Here is a 24,723-nt window from a genome sequence, read left to right on the forward strand (position 1 = left end):
TAGAAACCGCTAATTTTAGGATATTTCACACGGGTTATGCAAGTTTTTATTTGTTTTTGTTGCTGTTTTGCCATTCGTTCAAATCGAGGCTGGCTTGATACAGGCCGCGGTCGGTTTCCGACGGGGTAACGGTAAATCCTGATTTTTCAGCGAGTTTGAGCATTGGTGTGTTTTCTTTGAGGATTTCCGCATTCATGGTTTGGTAACCTTGCTGTGTGGCAGTTTGGATAATGAGGCTCATCATTTTGCCTGCCAAGCCGGTTTTGCGTGCTTCAGGTGCTAAAGTAATGCCGAACTCGCACTCATTACGATTGATGCGGCTGTAACGGCTGACTGCGACGATATGGCCGTCTGAAGCGAAGGCTGCCCACGCGCATTCGGTATGGAAATCAGGGCGTGTCAGCCGTGCGAGCGTGGGCAGCGGTAACTCGTTGGTATGGGTCATGAAGCGCGTATAGCGGTCGGCCGCGGGTAATTGGCGGACAAATTGTTGTTTGGCTTCGGCATCTTCAGGCTCTAGTGCGCGGATGTGTAGTGTGTTGCCGTCTGGCAGGGTAAAGGTATCTGTTTGGCTCGGATAGGGTGCGAGTACGTTTTGTATCTCGGGCGTTTCGGTTTTAGGGTGCAGCAGTTCGGAAGCGGCTTCACCGGTGTTGCGTAGGAACTCGGCCGCTACCGGATTTTTTTGTTGGAGGTAGGCGGCGGCGCTTTGCATTTTTGCTGCGGCCTGTTCTAAGGTTTGGACGGCTTTTTTGGGGATTTTGGTTGTCGGTGCGGCTGGTTTTTCCACAATTTCGGGAATGATGGTGCTGCTGTATTGGCCGCCGTTGTAGTTGAGGATGATGTCGCCGATATGCTGATTGTTGTGGATAAGCGTGTTTAGGGAATGCAGGAATTGATTGAGAACGGAAGTATTGTCAAGTTCTGCAAATTGGCTTAAACGCTGGATATCGAGCGTGGTAAAGGGCGGTAATGCGGCTTGGGTTTGGCCGTTGTAATGGGCGGTAAGGATGTTGCCGTAAATGGCATGACGGCTGAACCGGAATTGAACGGCATTGTGCTTTTGGGTTTGGCACGGAGGCAAGTAAAGGGCCTCTGTCATCAGGTCGGTTTGACCGGATGCAATGGCTTTATCGATACTTTTGTTTTTAGGCGTTTTCAGACGGCCTGTTTTGGCTGGGGCGGGGGTGTTTTGCGCTTGTTGCAAACAGGCGGTTTGATTGCGGAAATAAAGTGTCAGCAAGGCTTCTTCCGGGGTGTTGAACCGGGTCAGGCCGTCTGAAAAACGATGGCTGATGAGAATGGGCTTGCTGGTTTTTTGTGCTAAGTTATTCAGTGTTTGATGAATGCCGTACGCGGCCGGCGTGTCCGGCGAAATAATGCCGAGCAGGGCTTGGGTGTGCGGATTTTGCAATTGTTCGAGTGCCAGGCGGTGGATGCGTGCGGGCGTGGGGTCGCTGCCGATGCAGCCTTGTTGGATGGATGGTGCGTCGGTTGGAAGGTTGAGGGTCAATTGGCAGGCATCGGCGGTGCTGCGCAGCCATTCTATCGGCGTATCGGACAAAATAGTGGGATGGGTAATGACGGGAATGCCGGAAAGATGGGCTTTTAAGGCTGCTTCGAGTTCGTTGATATTGAATACCGGCAGGAAGTTGCAATGGCGGCTGAGGCTGTGTAGGACGGCTTTGTCTGTGTCGTCGGTGTAATGTGTGGACAACAGGATAAGCGGGGTGTGGCGTGTAAAGTGTCGGATGGCGCTGAACAGCTCGCGTTGGTTTTCGGCCGGATTGTAGTGGATGACGGCAACTTTGGTATGACGGTTGTGGCCGAAGCGGTTGAGCCAGTCGGCGGATGTAGTGGGGCTTAGGTTGTAGTTGAGGCTGATGTGGCGCGATACGCCTTGATGCATTGTGTTCAACAGATGGTTGATGTTGCGGCTGACAGTGCTGTGGCCGGTGAGTAATGCGATATGGCCGGCCGGATAGTCGGCTTGGGTGCCGATATTGAGATTGAGTGAGGGAAGTTGGATGCCTGCGCTGTTACACACGCTGATGTTTAATTCGTCGCCGTGATATTTTTGAATGATGGAACGGGCATTTTTGCAGGATTCGGGCGGCAGGTTTTCCCAATCTTGGATCAGGATAATGTGGCGCAGGCCTTTTTTGCGGCAGGCTTTGAACAGTGTGTCGTAATGGTCGTGCGGGATGACAGCGACAACTAGGTCGGCCCGGCCTGGAATTTTGCTGAGGCTGGAGTAGGAAGGGAGGCCGGCGACGCTGCTGTGGCGGAGATTGACGGGCGTGATTTTGCCTTGATATGAGGAACCGAGCAGGTGGCTGAAAATGCGTTCACCAAGGCTGTGCGGACGTTCGCTGGCGCCGACAAGGATGATGTGTTCGGGCATGAAGAAGTAGCCGGTTTGGACGGTTGCATTCATGATGGTTCCTTATTTGTGTTTTGGGCCGTCTGAAGAGTTTCAGACAGCCTTATTTTTAGGCTTCTTTTTTGTCTCCGGCTTTCTTTTTGGGAAGGATGAAACGCATCCTCAGGCCGTTGGGTTTGATATTTTCAGCAATGATTTTGCCGCAGTGCTGCTCCATGATGTGTTGCGTCAAGGCAAGTCCCAAGCCGGTGCCTGGCTTGTGTGCGCTGGAGTCGGCACGATAAAAGGCGGTAAAAATATGCGGAAGCTGCATTTCATCGACACCCGGGCCATTGTCGGTAACATCGATAATCCAGTGTTTGCCGTCTTGTCCGATATGGGCCTGAATGGTACTGCCTTCCGGACTGTAGTTGATGGCGTTGCGGATAACGTTGTCAAAGGCGCGGTACAAATAGCCTTCGTTAGCACTGATCACGGCATTTTCAGGGATTTTAGGGTCAATGCTCAAGGTAACGCTTTGATTGTTTTGGTGGGCAATGCTTTGGTTGTCCTCAATCAAGTTGGTCAGGAACGGAACGAGTTTGAGGTTTTCTTTTTCCAAAGGAATGTTGGAGGTCTCCAGGCGGGAGAGGGTCAATAATTCACCTACCAAAGTATCCATGCGCACCAATTCGCCTTCAAGCCGCTTGAGGTATTGCTCTTGTTTTTGCGGCTGAGATTGAATCAGGCCGACAATCGCCTGCATACGTGCCAGCGGCGAACGCATTTCATGAGAAACGTGGTGGAGCAAATGACGCTCTTTGGCCACAAGTTTTTCCAATTTTTCGGCCATTTTGTCGAACTGTACGGCAAGGTGGGACAATTCGTCGTCACGGTCGTCAACCTGCTGGGAAATGCGGGTTTCGAGTTCGCCGTTGGCTACCCTGTCCATGCCGCCGCCAAGAATTTTAATGGGCTTGGTAATATTGTTGGCAAGGATATATGCCATCAAGAGGCCGACGATGATGATGAAAGACAGAATGATAAATTCGTGCCAAATCGGTGAGAGCGGCAGGCCGGGAATGAAAAGCGGGCTGGGCAGGCGCTGGGCTTGATGGTTGTCCCAGCCTTTAATGAAGAAGAGGTATTCTTCGCCGAAGCGGTCGTATTCGATGTGGGCTAAATCGGATTCGGGATTGTTGATGGCGAAGATGCGGGCGCGTTCGATGGACAGGCTGTCAATATTGCGGCCTAAAATATCTTTTTTATCGTCGCCGGTAATCACATAAACGGCATTGGAAACCGGATTGTTTTTCCATTCCGAAAGAATTTCGCGTGCACCGCTGTCTCCGCGCGAGTTGAACGCGGAGATGATGCTGCTCATCAATGTGGTTTCGATGGTGCGGCGTTGGTTGAATTGGTTTTCGGCGAGGGTGTTTTGTACCAGCCAAAATGAAAAACTCGCCACAAAGATTGCGCAGACGATGACTGCGCAAAATGTGGCGAAGATGCGTTGAAACAGTTTCATTGATCTGTTTAATCTTTAGTTTTTAACAAACAGGTAGCCTAAGCCGCGTACAGTTTGAATCAGGGAAGCATCGCCCAATTTGTGGCGGATGCTGGAGATGTGTACGTCGATGCTGCGGTCAAATTTAGCCAGTTTGCGGTCGAGTGCCTCGATAGACAGGGTCTCTTTGCTGACGACTTGTCCGGCGTGGCGCATCAAAACTTCGAGCAGGTTGAATTCGGTGCTGGTCAACTCGAGCGGAGTATCTTTGATGCTGGCTTGGCGTTTGGCCGGGTATAAAACAACATCGCTGACAGAAATGCTGTTAGGCGCGTTGTTTTGTTCGTTGCTGTGTTGCGCGCGGCGTAGGATGGCGTTGATGCGGGCCAAGAGTTCGCGCGGTGTGCATGGTTTCGGAACATAATCGTCCGCACCCATTTCCAGACCGATGATGCGGTCGATGTCGTCGCCTTTCGCGGTCAGCATGATGATAGGCACGGTGCTTTGGGTGCGTACGTTTTTCAGTACGTCCAAACCGTTCATTTTAGGCATCATGGAGTCTAATACGACGACATCGTATTGTCCGGTCAGAATTTCTTGAACGCCGGCTTCGCCGTCGGGAACGCTATGAACGTTGAGGCCTTCGGCAGTCAGGTATTCGGTCAGCAATTCGGTCAAGAGGGCATCGTCATCTACGAGTAATACGCGACTCATGGAATTTCCTTTTCGTGATTGTATGCGCCGCGGTACTAAATGGCAGTACGGCGCTTAAAATAGAGTTGTGTTCAATCTTAACATGCAATCTGCTTTTGTTGATAGCGTAATTTTCTGTGCTTTTGCGCTTTTTTGCATAGAAACTCGCTGCTCTTTACATTTTCAGACGGCCTGTAAGGACAAACTGACAATTGGGTGTGTTTTGTTCAGGGTTTGTCGCATGATTGGGCGGTTTGGTGTTTCGGTGCATTGATGAAATCTTTGCAATCGGACAAAAGTTTGGGCAGTAAGGGGGCGAATGCCGGGTGGCTGCGTATTTTGTCGGCGTAGAAATACATCATATAAGGATAATAATATTGCATTGCCTGCATCCATTGCGCACCTTCTTCTTTTTTGCCTTGCCGGTAGAGGTAAAGGCCGACTTGATAGGCGTTGGAGTAGGGGCGGTATGTTAGGGCTTTGAGTGCGGCTTCTTCTGCCCACGGGCGGATATAGGCATCGGTCGGGTCGGCACGTTTGCTCAAGCTCAAATCGGCGTAATAGGCGAGCATGGGGCTTTCTTTGGAGAGCTGCTGCAAGCCGTCGATTTTGTTTTGAACTGTTTGCGGATCGTCGGTTTTCCCTACACGGCTATATTGGGTCAAATTTTGATATTCCCAGCTGAGGTTTGCCATACCGATTAAAATCGATAAAGCGGCTATACCGCCTGACCATTGTCTGATTCGGGTAGATAAAGGGCCGTCTGAAACATCTTTCAGATAAGAGGGTGTCAACGACAGAATCAGGCTGAATACGGTGAGGAAGTAGATATACCAAAGCGGATATTCGAGCATACTGTGGCAAAGGCTGACGGCGGCGGCAGTCAGTAAAAACAGCGAGGCCGGTGTTTGATTGCGGCCCAACAGTCGCCATACGGCTACAAGCAGGGTTAAGGCTGCAAGCAAGGTGCCGGCAATGCCCATTTCGGACAATAATTGCATGACGATGTTGTGTGAATGGGTAAACAGTACGCCGAGGATGTTGTTGGGGAAGTATTGTTGTTGTGCATTAATCAGGAAGGTTTGCTGGGCAAAGCTGTTCCAGCCGTGGCCGAACCAAGGTGCGGATTGAAAGGCAATCCATGCTTTGCTCCATTCGATTTGGCGCATGGAACCTTCAAAACCGCTGGTGCCTGCGCGTTCGACAGCGGTTTCGTATTTAATGTTGCCAAACAAATCCAGCAGGCTGCCCATACCGAATTGGAAAGCGGCGGCCAGGATGGCGGTCAGAAGGAAAATGCACAGTGCGCGTTTGTGTTGGAAACGGGTACGCCAAAACCATAACGGCGTAATCAGGAATAGGGCGGCGATGTAGCCTAAGATGGTGCGTGAGTTGACAAGGCCGAGGGTTGCGGTCAAAGCCAATACGAACAGAAAACCTGCTGCATTAGACATTTTGCGTGCTGTCCATAAATAGGACGCCGCCAAAATGCCCCACATTAAATAATGTCCCAAGTGGTTGCGCTGGCCGAGTTGGCCGTTTACGGTGCCGTTGCTTCGGGCAATGATGCCGTTCAACCACTCTACGTTGGACCAGCCTTTAAATTGCAGCCAGACGATGACGGCCTGTATGGTTGCCCCTATCAATAAAGACCAAGCAAAGATGCTGACGATGCGTTCTTGTCCGTAAGCTGCTACCCAGCCGCGAACTGACCATGCACCCAGCGCCAAAATGACAAAGGTCCAGGCAGTGATGTCGCTCATACCGGGGTAGGTGGAATGCATGAAGCGCGCTTGGAGCGACCAAAATGCAGCCATGGCAAACAAACCGATACTGAGTGCGGGAAGGCGGATATTCAGCAGGCCTTTGTGTGCGCTAATCAATGTCAGTACCAATGAACCGCTCAGTGAAATGGCTTCCAGATAAAAGCTGGGCAATGGGCCGACTCGGTAGAGTGAAAGAAAAGGGACGGCGCAAATCCAAAGAAAACTGAGCCATAAAGGCCAAAAGGTTTTTACTGAAGATTGAGTCAGGCCGTCTGAAAGTGTGTGGTAGGTCATTTTGATGTATGTTTTTGTTGTTTGATAAATGCAAGGCAGCCGAGGAAAAAAGCAATGCACAATAATACGGAAACGGCGGCGCAAATCCGGCTGGCGAGAGCCGTGTCTGCCAGGCGCATACAGGCTTCGGCAAAGTAAATCAGAATCAGCATGGAGCTGTATTGGTAAGTGTAGATGCGTTTTTTCAAAATGCCGGTCAACGGCAGGCACAAAGGCAGAGCTTTCAATGCCAGCCATGAGCCGCCTTCGCGCAATGGCGCGATCCATAATTCCCATGATAAGGAAAGCAAAATCAAAAGGATAAGGCTTATGGAAGTTGCAAGATAAGGTAACGGGGAGCGTGTATTGTTCACGATATAAAGGGCGTAAGCCGTACTAGAAAACTTGAAATTATACCGCTAAAAATGCGGGGGAAGCCAAGAATATTGCTTAAGGATATTCAAGAAAGAATTTATTGTTTTTCTTCAAACGAATGAAACTTTATCTTGTTTTATAGTCTTAATTAATATATATATCTAATAAAAATTGTGCTACTATTATAAATGCTTTATCTCAGGAGGATAGGAAACCATGAATCGCGTTGCTGATGTTATCCGTGATGATATTAAAGTAATGACAGCCTATCAGGTTGCCGATTTGCCGGAAGGTTTTATTAAGTTGGACGCCATGGAGTGTCCGCATCATCCTTTCGCCGGGTATGAATCTTTATTGTCAGAATGGGCAGACTTGGCAAAGCAGGCGCCGATTCATTTGTATCACCATACTGCCAAGAGCGGTATTTATGAAGAATTGAGGGAAGTTTTCGGTATTCCCGATAAAGCGGAAATTGCATTGGGTAACGGCTCCGACGAGCTTATCCAGTTTTTGACTATGCTGGTTGCCAAACCAAATGCGCATGTATTGGGTATTGAGCCAAGTTTCGTTATGTATCGTCATAATGCCGCGCTTTATGGCATGGAATATGTCGGCGTTCCCTTAAATCCGGATTTCTCTTTAAATCTCCCTGCCGTTTTGTCCGCTATCGAGCAACATCAGCCGTCATTAATTTTTATTGCCTATCCCAATAATCCTACCGGCGTGTGCTTTAAACGAGAAGAAGTAGAGGCAATCATTCGCGCGGCTACTGGCATTGTGGTTGTCGATGAGGCATATGGCGCGTTTCATCATGACAGTTTCCTTCCGTGGGCGGGCGAAGTCGAAAACCTGGTTGTAATGCGCACCATCAGTAAAATCGGCTTTGCCGGCTTGCGGATGGGATATGCGGCGGCAAGCCCAAGCATTATGGGTGAGCTGGCCAAAATCCTTCCGCCTTACAATATGAATCAATTAAGCTTGGCGGCGGCAAAATTCTCATTGAAACATCATCAAATCATTCAGCAAAACATTGATACATTAAAAAACGAGCGTTCGCGTGTGATGAATGAATTGTTGAAATTAAACCGTTTGGAAGTTTTTCCGAGCGAAGCCAACTTTATTACCGTTCGCGTTCCTGATGCGAACGGGCTGTTTGAAACATTGAAGCAAAACCGCATACTGATTAAAAAACTGCATGGCAGCCATCCGCTTTTGGATCAGTGTGTCCGCATAACCATAGGCTCGGCAGCGCAAAATGATGCTGTCTTGGCCGTTATTAAAAATCTTTATCCCAATCTTTGATTTCAAGGAAACTACCATCATGAACAAAGCTCAACTGCATTTGACCAATTTTCTGTTACTGGTTGAAGAAGCCGGCTCATTGACCAAGCTTGCACGTGCATGCGGTTATGAAAACTCCGCCTCTTTGTCTCAGCTCAAACGCCGTTTGGAACAACAGGCAGGCGATGAGTCTGCACGCGGCATTCGTCCGAGCCTGGCTGCGAAGTTGGAATCCGGTATGCGCAAACGCAAAGGCTGGCTGAACCGTGATCACAGCAAAGATCAAGAAAAAGCAGCAGTTGAAGCGGCGCGTTTGGAAAAACAAACTGTCGAAGCAGCAGAAACTGGTGTTTCAACCGAAGGCCGTTTTGTTACTATTACCCGTAATACCTGCGAAACCCAAATTACCGTCAGCCTCAACCTTGACGGTACCGGTAAATACCGTCTAGATACCGGTGTTCCTTTCCTTGAGCATATGCTTGCCCAAGTAGCGCGTCATGGTTTGATTGACTTGGATATTACCTGCAAAGGCGATTTGCACATTGACGACCATCACACAGTTGAGGACATCGGTATCGTGGTGGGTCAGGCCTTGAAACAGGCGCTTGGCAATAAAGCCGGCATTACCCGTTACGGTCATGCCTATGTTCCGCTGGACGAGGCGTTGAGCCGTGTAGTCATCGATCTTTCCGGCCGTCCTGGCTTGGTGTACAACATCGACTTTACCCGCGCTCTGATCGGCCGTTTTGATGTCGATTTGTTTGAAGAATTTTTCCACGGTCTTGTGAACCACAGCATGATGACCTTGCACATCGATAATTTGAGCGGCCGTAATGCACATCATCAAGCTGAGACCGTTTTCAAAGCCTTCGGCCGCGCCTTGCGCATGGCAGTTGAATACGATCCGCGCATGATTGGCCAGACGCCTTCTACCAAAGGCACGCTGAGCGAAGAATCTGTTCAAGAAGAAGCAGAAGCCGCATCTGAAGAATAAGGCATCGTGTGAGTGAATAAAGGCCGTCTGAAACCGATAGTAATTTCAGATGGCCTTTTATTATTTGTCTTGTATATTGCCAATATTTTGTTTTAAACCATCTTTTGCTACAATCATTCTTATTATTATATTAATCATTAAATGTTTTCAGACGGCCTGAGGAGTAGCAATGAAAGTAGCGATTGTCGATTATGGAATGGGAAACCTGCATTCAGTATTGAAATCTGTTCAGGCGGCGCAGGCCTTGTCCAAGCAAAATGCCGAAATTTATCTGACTTCGCGGCCCGAAGAAGTGATGGCGGCGGATAAGGTTATCTTTCCGGGGCAGGGTGCCATGCCGGACTGTATGTCTGCGCTGAAGGCCAGCGGTTTGGGCGAGGCAGTTTCAGACGGCCTGAAAAACAAGCCGTTTTTTGGAATTTGCGTAGGTGCGCAATTATTGTTTGAACACAGTGAAGAAGGCGATACAGATGGTTTGGGCTGGTTTGAAGGGCAAGTAAAACGGTTTTTGCCCAATCAAACCGATGCACAAGGAGGCCGTCTGAAAGTGCCGCATATGGGGTGGAATACAGTGCGCCAAACCCGTCCGCACCCTTTATTTCAAGACATTGGGCAGAACGAGTATTTTTATTTTGTTCACAGCTATTATTTTGCACCGAAAAATGAAGAGATTGTTTTAGGCGTCAGCGAATATCCGAATGAATTTGCCTGCATTGTCGGTAAGGACAATGTGTTTGCCACACAGTTCCACACGGAGAAAAGCCATCAGGCAGGATTGCTGCTGCTGCGTAATTTTTTAAATTGGCAGATTTGAGGCTTTTTAACATAAATCTGCTAAAAATCGCTAATTTGTGTAAAATATACTGAAATTGAATAGAGGAGAAAAAAATGCTGTTGATACCTGCCATTGATTTGAAAGAAGGACGCTGTGTTCGCTTAAAACAAGGTTTGATGGAGCAGGCGACGGTGTTTTCCGATTCGCCGGCAGAGATGGCGTTGCATTGGCGCAATCAAGGCGCACGCCGTTTGCATTTGGTTGATTTGAACGGCGCATTCGCAGGCGTTCCTCAAAATTTTCCGGCGATTAAAGAAATTTTGGCCGCCGTAGCCAAAGATATTCCGGTACAGCTTGGCGGCGGTATCCGTGATTTGGGCACCATCGAAAAGTATTTGGATTTGGGTCTGACTGATGTGATTATCGGTACGGCCGCGGTAAAAAATCCTGAATTTGTGCGCGAAGCATGTAAGGCATTTCCGGGTCAGATTATCGTCGGCTTGGATGCCAAAGACGGGATGGTGGCGATAGACGGTTGGGCAACGGTAACGGAGCATCATGTCGTCGATTTGGCCAAGCGTTTTGAAGACGATGGTGTCAACAGTATTATTTATACTGATATTGGTCGCGACGGCATGATGAGCGGGGTGAATATCGAAGCTACCGTCAAATTGGCTCAATCAGTGAATATCCCGATTATCGCTTCCGGCGGCTTGACGAATTTGGACGATATCCGCGCATTGTGTGCCGTTGAAAAAGAGGGTGTGAGCGGTGCGATTACCGGCCGCGCAATTTATGAGGGAAGTATTAATTTTGCACAGGCGCAAAAACTGGCCGATTCTTTGGCTTGACCTAAGTGCGTTTAATTATGCAGATTAAGGCTTTGCAAGGGGTAACAGCACAGGAGTTGGCGTATAGCTGAAAATGCCTTCAAAAGCGGCATTTTGCAAAGTCCTTAGACTTAAAATTTGTCTGAAATAATTATAAAAAACAACTCACTCAATATCTTATTTTATTAAGGGATTGGTATGCTTGAAGCGTTTGTTTTGGGTTTTTGGATTATTTGGTCATCCGATCGCGAAGTGTATCCGCTAAGCGAAAGTTTGTGGTTTACACTGATTGCAGTGATACTGCGGCAGCTGACGGCGTTTGATTTGCCGATTATCGATACCTATTGGATGATTTTCAACGGGATAATCTGGGCATTTGCCGGTTTGATTTTTTCCATCGTCGGTCGCATCGACAGTAATTTCATCATCTCCTGCGTTTTGGCAATGATAGCGGGGATTGGTTATTTTCAGCTGTTGCAACATTTGCCGGATTGGTTGAGCAAATTTTTGGCCTGACGGTTTCAGACGGCCTGAGAACGGATAAGAGGTATTGAGTATGGCATTGGCAAAACGAATTATTCCTTGTCTGGATGTAAAAGACGGTCGCGTGGTAAAAGGTGTCAACTTTTTGGGTTTGCGCGATGCAGGTAATCCGGTTGACGTTGCCAAACGCTACAACGATGAAGGCGCAGATGAGTTGACCTTTTTGGACATCACTGCTTCCAGCGACAATCGCGACACTATTTTGCACGTTATTGAGGCAGTTGCATCACAAGTTTTTATTCCATTAACAGTCGGCGGCGGTGTGCGCACGGTTGCCGATATCCGTCGTCTGCTTAATGCCGGTGCCGATAAGGCCAGCATCAATACGGCCGCCGTAACCAATCCTGATTTGGTAAATGAAGCGGCCGGTTTTTTTGGTTCGCAAGCGATTGTTGTTGCTGTAGATGCCAAAGCGGTCAACCCTGAAAACACCCGTTGGGAAATCTTTACCCACGGCGGACGTAATCCGACCGGTTTGGATGCGGTGGAATGGGCTGTCGAAATGCAGCGGCGCGGTGCGGGCGAGATTTTGCTGACCAGTATGGACCGGGACGGTACCAAGCAAGGTTTCAACTTGCCTTTGACACGCGCGGTCAGCGAAGCGGTCGATATTCCGGTCATTGCTTCCGGCGGCGTCGGTTCGGTCCAACACTTGGTGGACGGTATTAAAGAAGGGAAGGCCGATGCGGTATTGGCCGCCAGTATTTTCCACTTTGGCGAAGCGAGTATCCGCGAAGCGAAACTGGCCATGCGCGAAGCAGGAATTGAAGTGCGTTTGTGATTGCTATCCAAAGGCCGTCTGAAAATATGGGAGAAAGACGCGAATGTCGAACATAAACGAAACGCTGCTGAATGCCGTAAAATTTGATGAAAAAGGTTTGGTTTGCGCGATTGCCCAAGATTGGCAGACACACCGTGTGCTGATGGTTGCCTGGATGAACGCCGAAGCCCTGCAAAAAACCGTAGAAACCGGGTTTGCCCACTATTACAGCCGTTCCCGCCAAAAACAATGGATGAAAGGCGAAGAGTCAGGGCATACACAAAAAGTACATGAATTGCGTCTGGATTGCGATGGCGACGCGGTGGTTATGCTGATTGAACAAAACGGTGGCATTGCCTGTCATACTGGGCGCGAAAGCTGTTTTTACAAAGTTTGGCAAGAGGGCGCATGGCAGACAGTGGATGCCGTGTTGAAAGACGAAGAAGCGATTTACGGACATAAACATCCTTAAGGCCGTCTGAAAGAAAATAAGAGAAACCGACCATGACCGATACTATCCTTACCCAAATTCAAAACGTCATCGATTCGCGCAAAGGCGGCGATCCTGATGCTTCTTATGTCGCCCAACTGCTGCACAAAGGCGAAGACAAGATTTTGAAAAAAGTCATCGAGGAAGCGGGTGAAACCTTGATGGCTTCTAAAGATGGCGGTGGCGAACATTTGGTTTACGAAGTGGCGGATTTGTGGTTTCATACCATGGTTTTATTGGCGCATCACGGATTGCGCGCTGAAGATGTGGTAAATGAGCTTGCGCGCCGTCAAGGTTTGTCGGGGTTGGTGGAAAAAGCTTCTCGCAAAGAATCTTGAATTTATATTACAATCTCGTATTTGACCTGTTTCAGAATCCGTCTCTTGGGGCAAAACGATTTCACTTTTTGGGTTGAAACCCGTTACGCCCGTTTTCAGACGGCCATTGGAGCCATTATGGATAATTGTATTTTCTGCAAAATCGCAACCAAAGATATTCCGGCACAAACCGTTTACGAAGACGACGAGATGCTTTGTTTCAAAGACATCCGTCCTGCCGCGCCGGTGCATCTGCTGCTGATTCCGAAAGTACACTTCGATTCACTGGCACACGCCACTGCCGAACATCAAACCCTATTGGGCAAAATGATGTTGAAAGTCCCTCAAATCGCCCAAGAGGCAGGTTTGACCGATGGTTTCAAAACCCTGATCAATACAGGCAAAGGCGGCGGACAAGAAGTCTTCCACCTGCATATCCATATCATGGGTACGCCTGCATAACTATTATTTATTTTTAACAAATTCAAGGATTTATCATGGGTAGCTTCTCTCTTTGGCACTGGATTATCGTACTGATTATTGTCGTTTTGGTATTCGGTACCAAAAAATTACGTAACGTCGGCAAAGACCTCGGCGGTGCGGTACATGACTTCAAACAAGGCCTGAATGAAGGTACAGACGGCAAAGATGCCAAAAAAGACGAAGTCATCGAACACAAAAAAGACGAAGACAAAGCATAATCCATGTTTGATTTCGGTTTGGGCGAATTGCTGCTGGTCGGCGTTGTCGCCCTAATAGTGCTTGGTCCCGAACGTCTGCCGCAAGCCGCGCGCACGGCCGGGCGTTTGGTCGGTAAATTGCAAGGCTTCGTCAACAACGTCAAGCAGGAGCTCAATACTCAGGCTGAGTTGGACGAATTGCGCAAGGTGAAGCAGGAATTTGAAACCGCCGCATCCGAGTTTCGCGACGGTATCAAAGACTTGGGCAACGATGCACAAAAAAATCTGAGCGATATTTCAGACGGTCTTAAGCCGTGGGAACGCCTGCCCGAACAGAAAACGCCTGCCGATTTTGGTGTGGATGAGTTTGGCAATCCTTTACCTGATCTGGCTTCAAACAGCACTGAGCATGAAAATGCAATCGAGGCTTCTGAGCAGGGTGGGGCAGTGCAAACCCAAGAGCTTGTCGAGGCTGAAAATGCCGAGTCCGAGCAAGACCGCGCTTGGCGTGAGTATTTGACGGCTTCGGTTTCCCCAGCTCCTGCGGTTGAAGTCAGCTATGTCGAATCTCCTGCTGCCGATGTTCCTCCGCTGCATACGACTTCTTTGTGTAAGCAGGCGATGAGCCGCAAACGCGATATGCGCCCGAAATTCCACGCCAAGCCCAAACTGCGCGTCCGTAAGTAAAAAGTGAGTCAACCGGTGTCCGAACCTCAACACGAACAACCCGTCCAACCGCTTATCGAGCATCTTCTCGAGCTGCGCCGCCGCATGATGTGGATCGTCATCGGTATCGTCGTCTGCTTCTTGGGCATGATGCCGTTTGCCCAGCAGCTCTATACCTTTGTTGCCGAACCATTAATGGCCAATCTGCCTAAAGATACCAGTATGATTGCGACCGATGTGATCGCGCCGTTTTTTGTGCCGGTCAAGGTTACTTTGATGGCGGCGTTTCTGCTGTCCTTGCCGCACACGCTATATCAAGTCTGGGCGTTTGTCGCCCCGGCCTTATACCAAAACGAAAAGCGTTTGATTACGCCGCTGGTGTTGTCCAGCGTGACACTTTTCTTCGTTGGTATGGCCTTTGCCTATTTTTTGGTGTTTCCCGTTATTTTCAAATTCTTGGCCGGTGTAACCCCTGTCGGCGTCAATATGGCGACCGATATCGACAAATACCTGTCCTTTATTTTGGGCATGTTTGTCGCATTCGGTACGACGTTTGAAGTTCCTGTTGTTGTGGTGTTGCTTGCAAAAATGGGCATTGTTTCGACCGCTCAGCTTAAGAACGCCCGTCCGTATGTTATCGTGGGTGCGTTTATCGTGGCCGCAATCATCACGCCGCCTGACGTAATTTCTCAAACCCTGCTTGCTGTTCCGCTGATTCTGCTCTACGAAGCAGGCATTTGGTTCAGCCGTTTTGCCAAGGCCAAAACGCAGCAGGAAGATGAGGATACACCGCAACCACCGGCAGAAGTTTAAGAATTAAGGCCGTCTGAAGAATTTTTCAGACGGCCTTTGTATCATGGCACTTTCAGTTTTTAAGAAAAAGCATGATGGATGTTCAGTAAATCGTGCAAAAACGTTACAGCGCTAAATCTTTTAATGTGACTAAAAATTTCGACCGAGGATTTTGCCGAAATCGAAGCAGTAATGCGTAACAGTCCCTCATGCCTCAATGGGCTGGTACTCTGAAGATGATTTCAATACCAAACTGCCGGAATTACGTTTGGAAAATGGGGTAATTTGTACCAAGGCATAAGCCAAAAATATTTGATTTTAGGTAATTGAAAAAATATTCGTTTCTATTTTATTAAAAAGTATGATGTCAGGCCGTCTGAAAATTAACTACTTTTCAGACGGCCTTTTTATTGTTCTTGTTTTTCTTTGTCCTCCTTATTTTTCAAGCATCTTACAAAAAGGGTTTGGAAAAATAGGTGCTTATATTTTGGCCGGATTTAGCCGTACGATTTCATGGATAAATGTGTTATCGTATTCATATATGTTAAAAAACATTAATAAATTTGTATTTTTCTTACAGAGAAAGGCTTCAAAATAGATGGTTGGACTCAAACGCTGAGTGTCGGTACTTTGCTCGGTATTGCGGCGGCGGCAATTTTGCTGATTTTGGTTTTAATTGTGAAACTGCGCGTTCATGCTTTACTGACGTTGGTATTGGTCAGCCTACTGACTGCTATCGTAACAGGCCTGCCTATGGGCAGTATCGTCAATGATGTGTTGGTCAAAAACTTTGGCGGCACGCTCGGCAGCGTGGCGTTGTTGGTCGGTTTGGGTGCAATGCTTGGCCGTTTGGTGGAAACTTCCGGCGGTGCTCAGTCTTTGGCAGATGCGCTGATTCGGATTTTTGGTGAGAATCGTGCGCCGTTTGCCTTAGGCGTGGCTTCTTTGATTTTCGGTTTTCCGATTTTCTTTGATGCCGGTTTGGTGGTGATGTTGCCGATTGTGTTTGCAACGGCACGCCGCATGAAGCAAACTGTTTTGCCCTATGCGTTGGCATCTATTGGCGCATTTTCCGTCATGCACGTCTTCCTGCCGCCACATCCCGGCCCGATTGCAGCTTCTGAATTTTATGGCGCAAATATTGGTCAACTGCTGATTTTGGGTTTGCCTGTTACCTTGATTACTTGGTATTTCAGCGGCTATTTATTGGGTAAAGTTTTGGGTCACAGCATTCATGTACCCGTTCCTGATCTGATCAGTGGCGGTACGCAAGATAACGACCAACCGAAAGCGCCTGCAAAAGCATCTACCATCGTCGGTATTATGCTGATTCCTATGCTGTTGATTTTCTTGAATACTGGTTTGTCTACTCTAATCAGCGAGAAAATGGTCAGTGCGGATGAAGGCTGGGTGCAGTTTGCACGAATGCTCGGTTCGACACCGATTGCTTTGCTGATTTCTGTTTTGGTAGCCCTGTATGTATTGGGTAGTAAACGTGGCGAAAAAGCCAGCGCTTTGGAGAAAACCATTGATGGCGCATTGGGTCCGGTTTGCTCGGTTATTTTGATTACCGGTGCAGGCGGTATGTTCGGCGGCGTATTGCGTGCTTCCGGTATCGGTAAGGCTTTGGCTGACAGCATGGCTGACTTGGGTATTCCTGTTTTACTAGGCTGTTTCTTGGTGGCTTTGGCTTTGCGTATTGCGCAAGGTTCTGCGACTGTTGCCCTGACTACCGCTGCCGCGTTGATGGCACCGGCCGTTGCGGCGGCAGGTTTCAGCGATTGGCAGATTACTTGCGTGGTATTGGCGACGGCGGCAGGTTCCGTTGGTTGCAGCCACTTTAACGACTCAGGCTTCTGGCTTGTCGGCCGTCTGTTGGATATGGATGTGCCGACGACCTTGAAGACATGGACGGTCAACCAAACACTTATCGCACTCATCGGTTTTGCTTTATCGTCAGTGTTGTTTATCTTGGTTTAATCGAAAATGGCCGGCGGATAGTGTTTTTGAGATAACACAATCCGCCTGTTTTCAAATACCGTTAAAATCCAGATAAACAAGGAGTAGAAAAATGACGACACATTTTGTCATGATGGGCGTGTGCGGTTGCGGTAAAACCACTGCCGCATTGTCTTTGCAAAAACATCTCAACCAATGCCCGTATGCCGAAGGCGATGATTTCCATACTCAAGCCAACCGCGACAAAATGGGTGCCGGTATTCCGTTGACGGACGAAGACCGCTATCCTTGGCTGGGCAATTTGCGTGACTGGATGACGGAGCAGGCAAAAAACGGGGAAAAATATTCCATCGTTACTTGTTCCGCACTCAAGCATCACTATCGCGATATTCTGCGTGGTGCGGAAGGAAAGGTGGCTTTTATCCATCTGACTCCGCCTCAAGCAATCAATCTTGAACGTATGCTGTCGCGTCAGGGGCATTATATGAAAGCCGGAATGCTGGATTCACAGCTGGAGATTTTGGAAGAGCTGGGTGCGGATGAGTACGGCGTTAAAATCGACAACCCGGGTACGCCTGAAGCCGTTGAGGCAGATATTGTGAACTGGGTGAAAGCGCAAGGCTTAATTTAATGATGATTAGAAATGAAAAGGCCGTCTGAAATCTTTCAGACGGCCTTTTTTGATGAGATTTAGAATGTTTTTTGCGAATCAAGCAATAAGGTAACCGGCCCGTCATTACAAAGGGAAACCTGCATATGGGTTTGGAATCTTCCGGTTTCGACTGTCAAACCATGTTCGCGCAAAAGTTGCGCGGTGTATTGATAAAGCTTGTCCGCTTGCTCTGCAGGCGCGGCATTGGAGAAAGAAGGGCGGCGGCCGCTGCGCGCATCAGCGTAAAGGGTAAACTGGGAAACCAGTAATATCGAGCCGCCGACATCTTTGAGCGATAAATTTAATTTGCCGTTTTCGTCTTCAAAGATGCGCAGGTTGGCGGTTTTATCCGCAATGTATTTGGCGTCTGCTTCCGTATCGGCGTGGGTAACACCGAGCAATATCATAAATCCGTTGTCGATTTTGCCGCAGGTTTCGCGGGAGTTTTCGGACAAAACGTCAACTTTGGCTTGGGTAACTTTTTGAATAACGGCGCGCATGATGTTTTTGAATAAAAAAAGTTTGTAAAAAAGGGCGTAAAAGACACGCCCTTTGGGTTGGAGTATGGTTTCAGACGGCCTGAAACCATTGAATCAATTTACGGATTAATGCCGTTTTCTTTCAAGATACGTTCGATCTGATTATTAACTTTTTGCCGTTTAACTGCTTGGGCAATTTGGTTGCGTACCAGCTCGAAAGGTTCGGCATTCGGATCATGCTCTACTGCACTGAGTTTAAACAGATAAAAACGGTTTTCCATTTGAATCGGCTCATGTGTTACATCGCCTCGGTTCATGTTGGCAAAAGCGGTAGCCAGTTGAGGAGGAAGCTGCTGTGGAGAGATGAAGCCATCGAACTCTTGTTCGGGGTTGGGATAGCGTTTCATCAGTTCTTCAAATGATAAGCCTTTGAGCAGCAGTTCTTGCGCTGCGCGTACTTCGTCGGCTGAAGCAAAGCTGACTTGTTGCAGCTTGATAATGCGTGTTTGCTGGTCGTAGAAACGGCGCAACTCGGCATCGTCAACCACAGTTTGACGTTCTAGATAAGCAGCGTATTGGTTGGCATAAAACTCAGCTTCAACGTTTTTAAACTGATTCTGCACTTCTGCATCTTTGTCCAAACCGGCTTTGATGGCTTCATTTTTCAAAATTTCCAAAGTCTGCAAACGTGTAATCACATCTTTGCGGATTGCCTGACCATCAGGTTTGGCAGTCTGGTTGGGACGTTGATCGGCCTGTCTCAACACTTCGGCGACCATGCTGTCGATACGCGCGGGATCGATTTCAGGTGCTTTGGCGGTTGCCAAGCCGACGGTTGATAGGGCGAGGATAGCCAAAACGGCAGTTTTGGGCTTGATGTTCATGTGAGTTCCTTATTGCCCGCCGCCATCACGGCGGGCACGTTATATTATTTGTTGACTTTGATGCTGGCTTTTTTCAGCAATGATTGAATGGCCGCATCAACACGGGCTGCCTGTAAGTCGCTGCCAATCTCGTTTTTAGCGGCTTCGTAAGAAGGCACGGTAACATTACGGCGGTCATTGACGTAGAAAACGGCGTACAGATTATCGTTTTGCAGCGGCGTTTTAGTGTGCGCACCTTTTTTCAGGTCTTTGATAGCTGCGTAAAGCGGAGGCGCTGATTCTTGTAAATCTTTAAGCGGAACATAAGCTTTAGGGATGCCGCCAGCTTTTTTGGCCGCTTCGTCAATTGAGTATTGGTTCAATACCGAAACAAAGTTCTTTTTCGCGTCCAAATCGGCAATGGCTTTTTGGGCATTGCTGCTGCTGTCGGTTACGATTTCGCCCAATTGGACTTCCTGAGTACCTTTATAGAAGTTGCTGAAGTCGTTGTAAGCGGCTTTGACATCTTTTTCTTGAACAGGATATTGACGGACGATATGCGCCGCGAAAGCTTGGCCTAACAAATCATTTTCGAAAACTGCCCATTCGGTTTTGAATGTGGCTTTTTTATCTGCACCTTGCTTGGCGGCATCGGCACGCGCTTGCTCCAATGCAGCTTTGAATTCAGCGCTTTGATCCAGTTTTAATTTTTTGGCTTCTTGGGTCACAACAGTGCTGATAACTTGGCGTTCAGTCAGCATTTGACGCAATTCAGGCGTGTCTTGAACGTTCGGGTTGCTGGCGCGCACGGAAGCAACTTGGTCATCGATAACACTGCTGTCGATGGCTTGGCCGTTTACGGTGACCAAAGTTTGGGCAAACAGGGTGCCGGAAGCCAGGGCAAGCATCAAGGTTGAAGCAAAGTAGGTTTTTTTCATCGTATTTCTCTTTTAAATTAATGATTGGAAATCAAAGTTTGGGCAGTAATCTTAATGGAAGTATTCGTCCGGCGTGGTTGCTTTGATACTGAGTGCATGAATCAGGCCGTCTGAAAACAAGTCCTGCAAAAGCTGCTTAATCATACGTTGCCGCTGGAGGCGGCCAATGTTTTCGAATGCGTTGCTGACCACCACTATGGCGTAATGCCCGCCGCCTTTATTGCCGGCATGGCCGGCATGCAGATGGCTTTCATCTTCAAAATCAAAGAATTCAGGCTCAAGCGCCTGCAGGCGTTCCTCGATAATTTGACGCATATTGCTCATTTGAACACGGCTTTAAAGGGTTTAACCAATACTTCTGCGTATACGCCAGCATCGACGTAAGGGTCTTGTTCAGCCCATTCTTGTGCTGCGTCCAAAGATTCAAATTGAGCCACAATCAGGCTGCCGGAAACGCGTTCCGGATTGTCTGGTAGAGGATTGGGGCCGGCAGTCAGCAGACGGCCTTGCGCTTTCAATTCTTCCAAGCGTGCCAAATGAGCAGGGCGGGCTGCCATGCGTGCTTCGTGGACATCTTCGGCATCAGTGGCCAAAAGCATGAAATATTCCATTATTGATCCTCCTTAGGCTGGAAACGCATCAGATACATGCCCTGTGCGATAGAAAAAATGATTGTGAAACCCAATGTGCCGAACAATTTGTAATTGACCCATTGGTCTGGAAAATACGTAAAGACAAAGAGATTGGCAGCCCCCATAAAAATCAGGAAGCCAATCCATGCATAAGTCAGGCGCGTCCATACAAAATCAGGAAGCTGCATTTCTTTACCCATCACGGCTTTTAGCCCGTTTTTACCGGCAAGATGACTAAACAGCATGACGATTGCGCCAATCCAAAACAGAACGGTCGGTTTCCACATGATGAAGCGGTTGTCTTTCAGTAAAATCGTTGCACCGCCAAAAAAGACGATCAAAATCAGGCTGATCCATTGCATGGTGTCCAGCTTGCGGTGTTTCCAAAAGGTCAGCGCAGCTTGGGCAATACCGACTATAACCGCAACAGTCGTTGCGGCAATCATGTCTTTGGTGATGATGTATGTGATGAAAAATAAGAATACGGCGAATAAGTCGCTCAAAACTTTCATATGTTAATGATGAAACTAATTGAGTAAATGCTAATCATACAGGCAGATGTGTTTTTTTGCACCTTTCCTTATGACTTTAATACCACATATATCCATATGAAATATTTGTTTTGGGTTGGCGAAATTTGTAAAAAAGAAACACAAGCATGCAAAAGTAATAGATTTGCTAAGGAATTTTAGGCTGAATAGCCTCTATTGCTTGGCAGGAATGGGTTAAAAATATATCATGACGTAATATCTAGTAAATATATGGTTAAATGCGCGCACATTGGTCAGTACCATAATTTCCGAACAGGGGATCAGTTTTGAAAAAACATCACAATATTAAATTAATTACAGCTTCTATCGCTTTAATGACATCGCTCAGTGCCTCTGCAGGTTTGGGTGGCTTAAACGTTCAATCTCATTTGGGTGAGCCTTTTACAGGCAGTATCACTGTGACTGGCGAGGAAGCTCAGGCTCTGCTTAATGGCGGTAAGGCCACTATTTCAAATGGTAATTTGCGCGCGGCGGTACGCAAATCAGGCGATAAGGCAGTCGTTACCATTCGTTCCTCTAAAGCCATCAAAGATCCTGTTTTGGTTTTCCAAGTAGGTGTTGGCGCGCAATCGCGTGAATACACCGCTATTATCGATCCGGCCGGATATGATTCTAAAGATGCTGCATCTGTTCGTACTCGTCCGGCTGCTGAATCTCAATCCTCCGAGCCGATGCGCAATGCCCAACAGCCTGCAACGAAAAATAATAAAGCAGCAGGTAATCAGGCAATTCAAGCGCGTAAGGATGTGCAGCGTAAGGCTGAGAAAAAACAAGTTCAGACGGCCCCTGCTAAAAACGACATGGCTGCACGTTCAGGTAGACAGCATTTGGTGCGTACGGGTGAAACCCTGATTGCCATTGCGTCCAGCATCCGTCCGCAAGGTATGACCTTGGATCAAACCATCCAGGCTTTGGTAAATGCCAACCCGGATGTGTTTATCGATAATAATGCCAACCGTATGTTGGCAGGTAAGGTGCTGAATATTCCAAACCGTAGCGAATTGCAACGTTTGGCTGCTTCTGCTCCTGCTAAAACTAATACGGCAACAGAAAAAGCCAATGAAACCGCTAATACAACAGAGGCTAAAACAGAAAAACCTGTTGTTCAGCCTGAGGCTCAAACTGAAGCTCAGGTCAAAGATGCTGGCGTAAATACACAACAACAGGAAGAAGTAAAACAAGCTTCAGCTGAACAAACAGAACAAGCAGCATCTGCGGCAGTTAATGAAAATGCCGCATCGACTGTTCCTACGTCCGATATTCAAGAAGCTATGGCTTCTGATGCTCAAGAGAACGTAGTGGCTTCTGAGCCTGTTGCAACCACTGATTCTGTTGCGGAGCAAACAGAAAGCGAATCAGACGGCAATTTATGGAAATGGTTGTTGGCAGGCGGTGCAGCCCTTATTGCTGTTTGGTTGTTGTTGAAAGCTGCCGGTAAACGTAAAGACGAGCCAGAAGCGGCACCTGTAAGCCGTAAGGATAAAGAGGAGGCTGTACAGAAAAATGTTGCTGCTTCAGCTGCTGCGGTTGCTGCAACTAAAGTAACGCCGTCTGAAAAAACTCAAGACGGCCTGCTGATTGAAGACGATTTTGAAGATGATGTGGTTATCAATGAAGTAGAAGAATCTTCCAATATTAATGATGTCAAACTTGATTTGGGTAAGATTGACAATAGTCAGGCAGGTATTCTTTCAGGTGCAGTAACGCATGATGTTGAGACAGAGCAACGTCGCCATGCTGATTGGGATAATATCGAATCAACGGAAAGCGTGTACGAGCCTGAACCAGAAAATCCGTATCAGCCAGTATCTGTTGTTATGCCTGAACGTAAAGAAGAGCAGGCAAATGCATTTGCTGAGTTTGATTTGGCGGCAGAGAAAAAAGTCTCTGAGTCAAGAAATGAAGAGCCACTCGAGTTTACGGTAGAAACCCCTGAAGCTTCAGACGGTCATGCGTTGCCATTCGAGGTCAAGCAAGATCAAGACTTGCAAATTCAAGAAACCAAAGAAGAAGTAGAGAAAGAAGAAGCTGCTTCTGAGTTTGTGATTGAAGAAGGTGCATTGGAATGGGGAGCTGAAGATGTTTCAGTAGCCGCCGATAAAAGCAATAGTGAAAGAGGCTTTGTTTCAGAATCAGTTGGCATGACTGCACCGCTTGAAGCTAAATATGATTTGGCTAAGATGTATATCGAAATCGGTGATCCTGAAGCGGCTCGAGAAACATTGCAAGCGCTGATTGAAGAGGCTGAAGGCGATATTCTGCATAAAGCCCAAAAACTGATGAAAGAACTTGGCGCATAAGTACCAGTCAAATGAAGATGCCGTTTCAGACGGCATCTTTTTTATGGTAAATTAAAAAGCAAGATTTTGGCTGAGTCTATTGTCAGTTGGGTAAGATTTCAGCTTTATTATGATGTTCGCAGATAAAGGCCGTCTGAAATACATGAAAGGCGTGTGTTAATCACGCCTTTTTAATATTTGTTGCTTGAGCGTAGGCAACAATATCAATCTACAAGAAGTATAAGAAATGACTGAGCAAGGAAATATAACAGGGCATCTGGTGCAGCGCTGGGCTTTGACCCTCTCTTATGACGGTAGCCGTTTTTATGGTTGGCAAAAACAGGCTGGGGATTTGCCGACTGTTCAGACGGCCTTGGAGCAGGCGTTGTCTTCAATAGCAGGGGAACAAATTAATACCGTCGTTGCGGGAAGGACGGATACGGGTGTGCATGCAACTGCTCAGGTAGTGCATTTTGATACATCAGTAAGTCGTCCGGAGCAAGCATGGGTTCGAGGTGTCAATGCACATTTGCCTGATGGTGTTGCTGTGTTGGTTGCGCAAAAAGTTGCATCTCATTTTCATGCCCGATTTGATGCTTATGGCCGCCATTATCGTTATTTATTGGAATCCTCACCGGTTCGTTCTCCATTATTGGTTGGCAGAGTAGGGTGGACGCATTTGAAATTAGATTTAAATCTGATGAGGCAGGCTGCTGCCTTGTTGGAGGGTGAACATGACTTTTCCAGCTTTCGAGCAGCTGAATGTCAGGCGAAGTCCCCTATAAAGACACTATATAGTACAAAGATTAGTGGAACTTCTCGTTATCTGTGCCTTGATTTGCATGGAAATGCATTCTTGCATCATATGGTACGCAATATCATGGGCGCATTGGTATATGTAGGAAGTGGCAGGATCAGTGTGGATGAATTTCAGTTAATCTTTCATGCAAGAAGCAGATTGAAAACACCTCCGACTTTTATGTCTGACGGCCTGTATTTAACAGGCGTTGATTATCCCGATGAGTTTGGGGTGGTAAAACTGCCTCTGCCTGAGTGGATGGATGTTTCGGGTAATGTTTTTCAGACGGCCTAATTGACGGATTGTTGGTATAAAAGCAACAAAATAGCGTGATTGATGTGTAAATTAATAAAGTGTTGTAAAAATGCACAGTTGGTTTTAAAAGAAATTTATCATTGATTTTAAATAATAAATTTCCTTTTTGGGGCTGTGTTTCCCTTTGCTGGGTTTCAGGGGTAGTGGGGATG

Annotated in this window: 27 protein-coding genes; 16 read left to right on the top strand and 11 right to left on the bottom strand. The window is 47.6% G+C overall.

Annotated elements, in window-relative coordinates:
* Positions 1 to 46 precede the first annotated feature (46 nt).
* From ACTHS4_RS05555 to ACTHS4_RS05575, 5 genes are all read right to left on the bottom strand, one after another.
* Positions 47 to 2,437: a bifunctional acetate--CoA ligase family protein/GNAT family N-acetyltransferase gene (locus ACTHS4_RS05555; RefSeq protein ID WP_371460294.1), complete on the bottom strand. Its 2,391-nt coding sequence runs from the start codon at positions 2,435 to 2,437 to the stop codon at positions 47 to 49.
* Positions 2,438 to 2,492: 55 nt separating this feature from the next.
* A complete protein-coding gene (locus ACTHS4_RS05560; protein WP_036493156.1) occupies positions 2,493 to 3,890 on the bottom strand; it encodes a HAMP domain-containing sensor histidine kinase in 1,398 nt (465 codons plus the stop codon).
* Between the two features lie 15 nt (positions 3,891 to 3,905).
* Positions 3,906 to 4,583 carry a two-component system response regulator MisR gene (gene misR / locus ACTHS4_RS05565; protein WP_003748666.1) on the bottom strand — a complete coding sequence of 226 codons (678 nt, stop codon included), beginning with the start codon at positions 4,581 to 4,583 and terminating at the stop codon, positions 3,906 to 3,908.
* 206 nt (positions 4,584 to 4,789) lie between these two features.
* Positions 4,790 to 6,622, bottom strand: coding sequence for a PglL family O-oligosaccharyltransferase (locus ACTHS4_RS05570; protein ID WP_070826641.1), 1,833 nt, complete (start codon positions 6,620 to 6,622; stop codon positions 4,790 to 4,792).
* Complete coding sequence (locus ACTHS4_RS05575; protein WP_039862096.1) at positions 6,619 to 6,975, bottom strand: DUF2069 domain-containing protein; 357 nt, start codon at positions 6,973 to 6,975, stop codon at positions 6,619 to 6,621. Before ACTHS4_RS05575 ends, ACTHS4_RS05570 begins: the two co-directional genes overlap by 4 nt.
* Positions 6,976 to 7,192: 217 nt before the next feature.
* On the opposite strand from ACTHS4_RS05575, the gene hisC reads away from it, so the two are divergent.
* The 14 genes from hisC (at position 7,193) to ACTHS4_RS05645 (ending at position 17,694) form a co-directional block, all read left to right on the top strand.
* Positions 7,193 to 8,278: a histidinol-phosphate transaminase gene (gene hisC, locus ACTHS4_RS05580; RefSeq protein WP_440365586.1), complete on the top strand. Its 1,086-nt coding sequence runs from the start codon at positions 7,193 to 7,195 to the stop codon at positions 8,276 to 8,278.
* 19 nt (positions 8,279 to 8,297) lie between these two features.
* Positions 8,298 to 9,251 carry an imidazoleglycerol-phosphate dehydratase HisB gene (hisB, locus tag ACTHS4_RS05585; protein WP_070826638.1) on the top strand — a complete coding sequence of 318 codons (954 nt, stop codon included), beginning with the start codon at positions 8,298 to 8,300 and terminating at the stop codon, positions 9,249 to 9,251.
* A gap of 169 nt (positions 9,252 to 9,420) precedes the next feature.
* On the top strand, positions 9,421 to 10,065 hold the full coding sequence (gene hisH, locus ACTHS4_RS05590; RefSeq protein WP_070826637.1) for an imidazole glycerol phosphate synthase subunit HisH: 645 nt from the start codon (positions 9,421 to 9,423) through the stop codon (positions 10,063 to 10,065).
* Positions 10,066 to 10,139: 74 nt separating this feature from the next.
* The gene (gene hisA / locus ACTHS4_RS05595) at positions 10,140 to 10,877 is read left to right on the top strand and encodes a 1-(5-phosphoribosyl)-5-[(5-phosphoribosylamino)methylideneamino]imidazole-4-carboxamide isomerase (protein WP_070826636.1); all 738 of its coding nucleotides are present in this window, start codon (positions 10,140 to 10,142) and stop codon (positions 10,875 to 10,877) included.
* Between the two features lie 177 nt (positions 10,878 to 11,054).
* Positions 11,055 to 11,372, top strand: coding sequence for a hypothetical protein (locus ACTHS4_RS05600; protein ID WP_004519651.1), 318 nt, complete (start codon positions 11,055 to 11,057; stop codon positions 11,370 to 11,372).
* A 40-nt stretch (positions 11,373 to 11,412) separates the two neighbouring features.
* Complete coding sequence (gene hisF / locus ACTHS4_RS05605) at positions 11,413 to 12,180, top strand: imidazole glycerol phosphate synthase subunit HisF (protein ID WP_003748652.1); 768 nt, start codon at positions 11,413 to 11,415, stop codon at positions 12,178 to 12,180.
* Between the two features lie 43 nt (positions 12,181 to 12,223).
* A complete protein-coding gene (hisI, locus tag ACTHS4_RS05610; RefSeq protein ID WP_003748650.1) occupies positions 12,224 to 12,631 on the top strand; it encodes a phosphoribosyl-AMP cyclohydrolase in 408 nt (135 codons plus the stop codon).
* A 32-nt stretch (positions 12,632 to 12,663) separates the two neighbouring features.
* On the top strand, positions 12,664 to 12,987 hold the full coding sequence (locus tag ACTHS4_RS05615; protein WP_003679440.1) for a phosphoribosyl-ATP diphosphatase: 324 nt from the start codon (positions 12,664 to 12,666) through the stop codon (positions 12,985 to 12,987).
* 117 nt (positions 12,988 to 13,104) lie between these two features.
* The gene (locus tag ACTHS4_RS05620; protein WP_004519654.1) at positions 13,105 to 13,428 is read left to right on the top strand and encodes a histidine triad nucleotide-binding protein; all 324 of its coding nucleotides are present in this window, start codon (positions 13,105 to 13,107) and stop codon (positions 13,426 to 13,428) included.
* 35 nt (positions 13,429 to 13,463) lie between these two features.
* Positions 13,464 to 13,667 carry a Sec-independent protein translocase subunit TatA gene (gene tatA, locus ACTHS4_RS05625; protein WP_003679438.1) on the top strand — a complete coding sequence of 68 codons (204 nt, stop codon included), beginning with the start codon at positions 13,464 to 13,466 and terminating at the stop codon, positions 13,665 to 13,667.
* Positions 13,668 to 13,670: 3 nt separating this feature from the next.
* Positions 13,671 to 14,333, top strand: a complete 663-nt coding sequence (gene tatB, locus ACTHS4_RS05630; RefSeq protein ID WP_440365587.1) for a Sec-independent protein translocase protein TatB — start codon at positions 13,671 to 13,673, stop codon at positions 14,331 to 14,333.
* Positions 14,334 to 14,348: 15 nt separating this feature from the next.
* Positions 14,349 to 15,125 carry a twin-arginine translocase subunit TatC gene (gene tatC / locus ACTHS4_RS05635; protein ID WP_039862097.1) on the top strand — a complete coding sequence of 259 codons (777 nt, stop codon included), beginning with the start codon at positions 14,349 to 14,351 and terminating at the stop codon, positions 15,123 to 15,125.
* A 573-nt stretch (positions 15,126 to 15,698) separates the two neighbouring features.
* A complete protein-coding gene (locus ACTHS4_RS05640; protein ID WP_070826634.1) occupies positions 15,699 to 17,084 on the top strand; it encodes a GntP family permease in 1,386 nt (461 codons plus the stop codon).
* 91 nt (positions 17,085 to 17,175) lie between these two features.
* Positions 17,176 to 17,694, top strand: coding sequence for a gluconokinase, GntK/IdnK-type (locus tag ACTHS4_RS05645; RefSeq protein WP_070826633.1), 519 nt, complete (start codon positions 17,176 to 17,178; stop codon positions 17,692 to 17,694).
* A gap of 59 nt (positions 17,695 to 17,753) precedes the next feature.
* Here the strand turns inward: ACTHS4_RS05645 and dtd are convergent, their stop codons facing one another.
* From dtd to ACTHS4_RS05675, 6 genes are all read right to left on the bottom strand, one after another.
* Positions 17,754 to 18,215, bottom strand: a complete 462-nt coding sequence (gene dtd, locus ACTHS4_RS05650) for a D-aminoacyl-tRNA deacylase (protein ID WP_003748635.1) — start codon at positions 18,213 to 18,215, stop codon at positions 17,754 to 17,756.
* A 98-nt stretch (positions 18,216 to 18,313) separates the two neighbouring features.
* On the bottom strand, positions 18,314 to 19,078 hold the full coding sequence (locus tag ACTHS4_RS05655; protein ID WP_070826632.1) for a peptidyl-prolyl cis-trans isomerase: 765 nt from the start codon (positions 19,076 to 19,078) through the stop codon (positions 18,314 to 18,316).
* Between the two features lie 44 nt (positions 19,079 to 19,122).
* On the bottom strand, positions 19,123 to 19,995 hold the full coding sequence (locus tag ACTHS4_RS05660) for a peptidyl-prolyl cis-trans isomerase (RefSeq protein ID WP_070826631.1): 873 nt from the start codon (positions 19,993 to 19,995) through the stop codon (positions 19,123 to 19,125).
* Between the two features lie 51 nt (positions 19,996 to 20,046).
* On the bottom strand, positions 20,047 to 20,319 hold the full coding sequence (locus ACTHS4_RS05665) for a BolA family protein (RefSeq protein ID WP_070826630.1): 273 nt from the start codon (positions 20,317 to 20,319) through the stop codon (positions 20,047 to 20,049).
* Positions 20,316 to 20,606, bottom strand: coding sequence for a YciI family protein (locus tag ACTHS4_RS05670; protein WP_070826629.1), 291 nt, complete (start codon positions 20,604 to 20,606; stop codon positions 20,316 to 20,318). Before ACTHS4_RS05670 ends, ACTHS4_RS05665 begins: the two co-directional genes overlap by 4 nt.
* Positions 20,606 to 21,139 (bottom strand): septation protein A, encoded by a 534-nt coding sequence (locus ACTHS4_RS05675; RefSeq protein ID WP_063069207.1) that lies wholly within the window; start codon positions 21,137 to 21,139, stop codon positions 20,606 to 20,608. The genes ACTHS4_RS05670 and ACTHS4_RS05675 overlap by 1 nt, the downstream gene beginning before the upstream one ends.
* Before the next feature lie 353 nt (positions 21,140 to 21,492).
* Between ACTHS4_RS05675 and ACTHS4_RS05680 the strand changes: the two genes are divergently transcribed.
* Entirely contained in the window at positions 21,493 to 23,478 is a 1,986-nt protein-coding gene (locus ACTHS4_RS05680; protein WP_084824616.1) for a FimV/HubP family polar landmark protein, read from the top strand.
* A gap of 226 nt (positions 23,479 to 23,704) precedes the next feature.
* Entirely contained in the window at positions 23,705 to 24,550 is an 846-nt protein-coding gene (gene truA, locus ACTHS4_RS05685) for a tRNA pseudouridine(38-40) synthase TruA (protein ID WP_070826627.1), read from the top strand.
* The last annotated feature ends 173 nt before the right edge of the window (positions 24,551 to 24,723 follow it).

It is taken from the genome of Neisseria sp. P0014.S009 (genome assembly GCF_051958155.1).
GTDB lineage: Bacteria > Pseudomonadota > Gammaproteobacteria > Burkholderiales > Neisseriaceae > Neisseria > Neisseria flavescens_C.

Coding starts and splice junctions, on each gene's coding strand:
- ACTHS4_RS05555 (WP_371460294.1), bottom strand. CDS start 2,437: ATGAATGCAACCGTCCAAACCGGCTACTTCTTCATGCCCGAACACATC.
- ACTHS4_RS05560 (WP_036493156.1), bottom strand. CDS start 3,890: ATGAAACTGTTTCAACGCATCTTCGCCACATTTTGCGCAGTCATCGTC.
- misR (WP_003748666.1), bottom strand. CDS start 4,583: ATGAGTCGCGTATTACTCGTAGATGACGATGCCCTCTTGACCGAATTG.
- ACTHS4_RS05570 (WP_070826641.1), bottom strand. CDS start 6,622: ATGACCTACCACACACTTTCAGACGGCCTGACTCAATCTTCAGTAAAA.
- hisC (WP_440365586.1), top strand. CDS start 7,193: ATGAATCGCGTTGCTGATGTTATCCGTGATGATATTAAAGTAATGACA.
- hisB (WP_070826638.1), top strand. CDS start 8,298: ATGAACAAAGCTCAACTGCATTTGACCAATTTTCTGTTACTGGTTGAA.
- hisH (WP_070826637.1), top strand. CDS start 9,421: ATGAAAGTAGCGATTGTCGATTATGGAATGGGAAACCTGCATTCAGTA.
- hisA (WP_070826636.1), top strand. CDS start 10,140: ATGCTGTTGATACCTGCCATTGATTTGAAAGAAGGACGCTGTGTTCGC.
- ACTHS4_RS05600 (WP_004519651.1), top strand. CDS start 11,055: ATGCTTGAAGCGTTTGTTTTGGGTTTTTGGATTATTTGGTCATCCGAT.
- hisF (WP_003748652.1), top strand. CDS start 11,413: ATGGCATTGGCAAAACGAATTATTCCTTGTCTGGATGTAAAAGACGGT.
- hisI (WP_003748650.1), top strand. CDS start 12,224: ATGTCGAACATAAACGAAACGCTGCTGAATGCCGTAAAATTTGATGAA.
- ACTHS4_RS05615 (WP_003679440.1), top strand. CDS start 12,664: ATGACCGATACTATCCTTACCCAAATTCAAAACGTCATCGATTCGCGC.
- ACTHS4_RS05620 (WP_004519654.1), top strand. CDS start 13,105: ATGGATAATTGTATTTTCTGCAAAATCGCAACCAAAGATATTCCGGCA.
- tatA (WP_003679438.1), top strand. CDS start 13,464: ATGGGTAGCTTCTCTCTTTGGCACTGGATTATCGTACTGATTATTGTC.
- tatB (WP_440365587.1), top strand. CDS start 13,671: ATGTTTGATTTCGGTTTGGGCGAATTGCTGCTGGTCGGCGTTGTCGCC.
- ACTHS4_RS05645 (WP_070826633.1), top strand. CDS start 17,176: ATGACGACACATTTTGTCATGATGGGCGTGTGCGGTTGCGGTAAAACC.
- dtd (WP_003748635.1), bottom strand. CDS start 18,215: ATGCGCGCCGTTATTCAAAAAGTTACCCAAGCCAAAGTTGACGTTTTG.
- ACTHS4_RS05655 (WP_070826632.1), bottom strand. CDS start 19,078: ATGAACATCAAGCCCAAAACTGCCGTTTTGGCTATCCTCGCCCTATCA.
- ACTHS4_RS05660 (WP_070826631.1), bottom strand. CDS start 19,995: ATGAAAAAAACCTACTTTGCTTCAACCTTGATGCTTGCCCTGGCTTCC.
- ACTHS4_RS05665 (WP_070826630.1), bottom strand. CDS start 20,319: ATGAGCAATATGCGTCAAATTATCGAGGAACGCCTGCAGGCGCTTGAG.
- ACTHS4_RS05670 (WP_070826629.1), bottom strand. CDS start 20,606: ATGGAATATTTCATGCTTTTGGCCACTGATGCCGAAGATGTCCACGAA.
- ACTHS4_RS05675 (WP_063069207.1), bottom strand. CDS start 21,139: ATGAAAGTTTTGAGCGACTTATTCGCCGTATTCTTATTTTTCATCACA.
- ACTHS4_RS05680 (WP_084824616.1), top strand. CDS start 21,493: ATGACATCGCTCAGTGCCTCTGCAGGTTTGGGTGGCTTAAACGTTCAA.
- truA (WP_070826627.1), top strand. CDS start 23,705: ATGACTGAGCAAGGAAATATAACAGGGCATCTGGTGCAGCGCTGGGCT.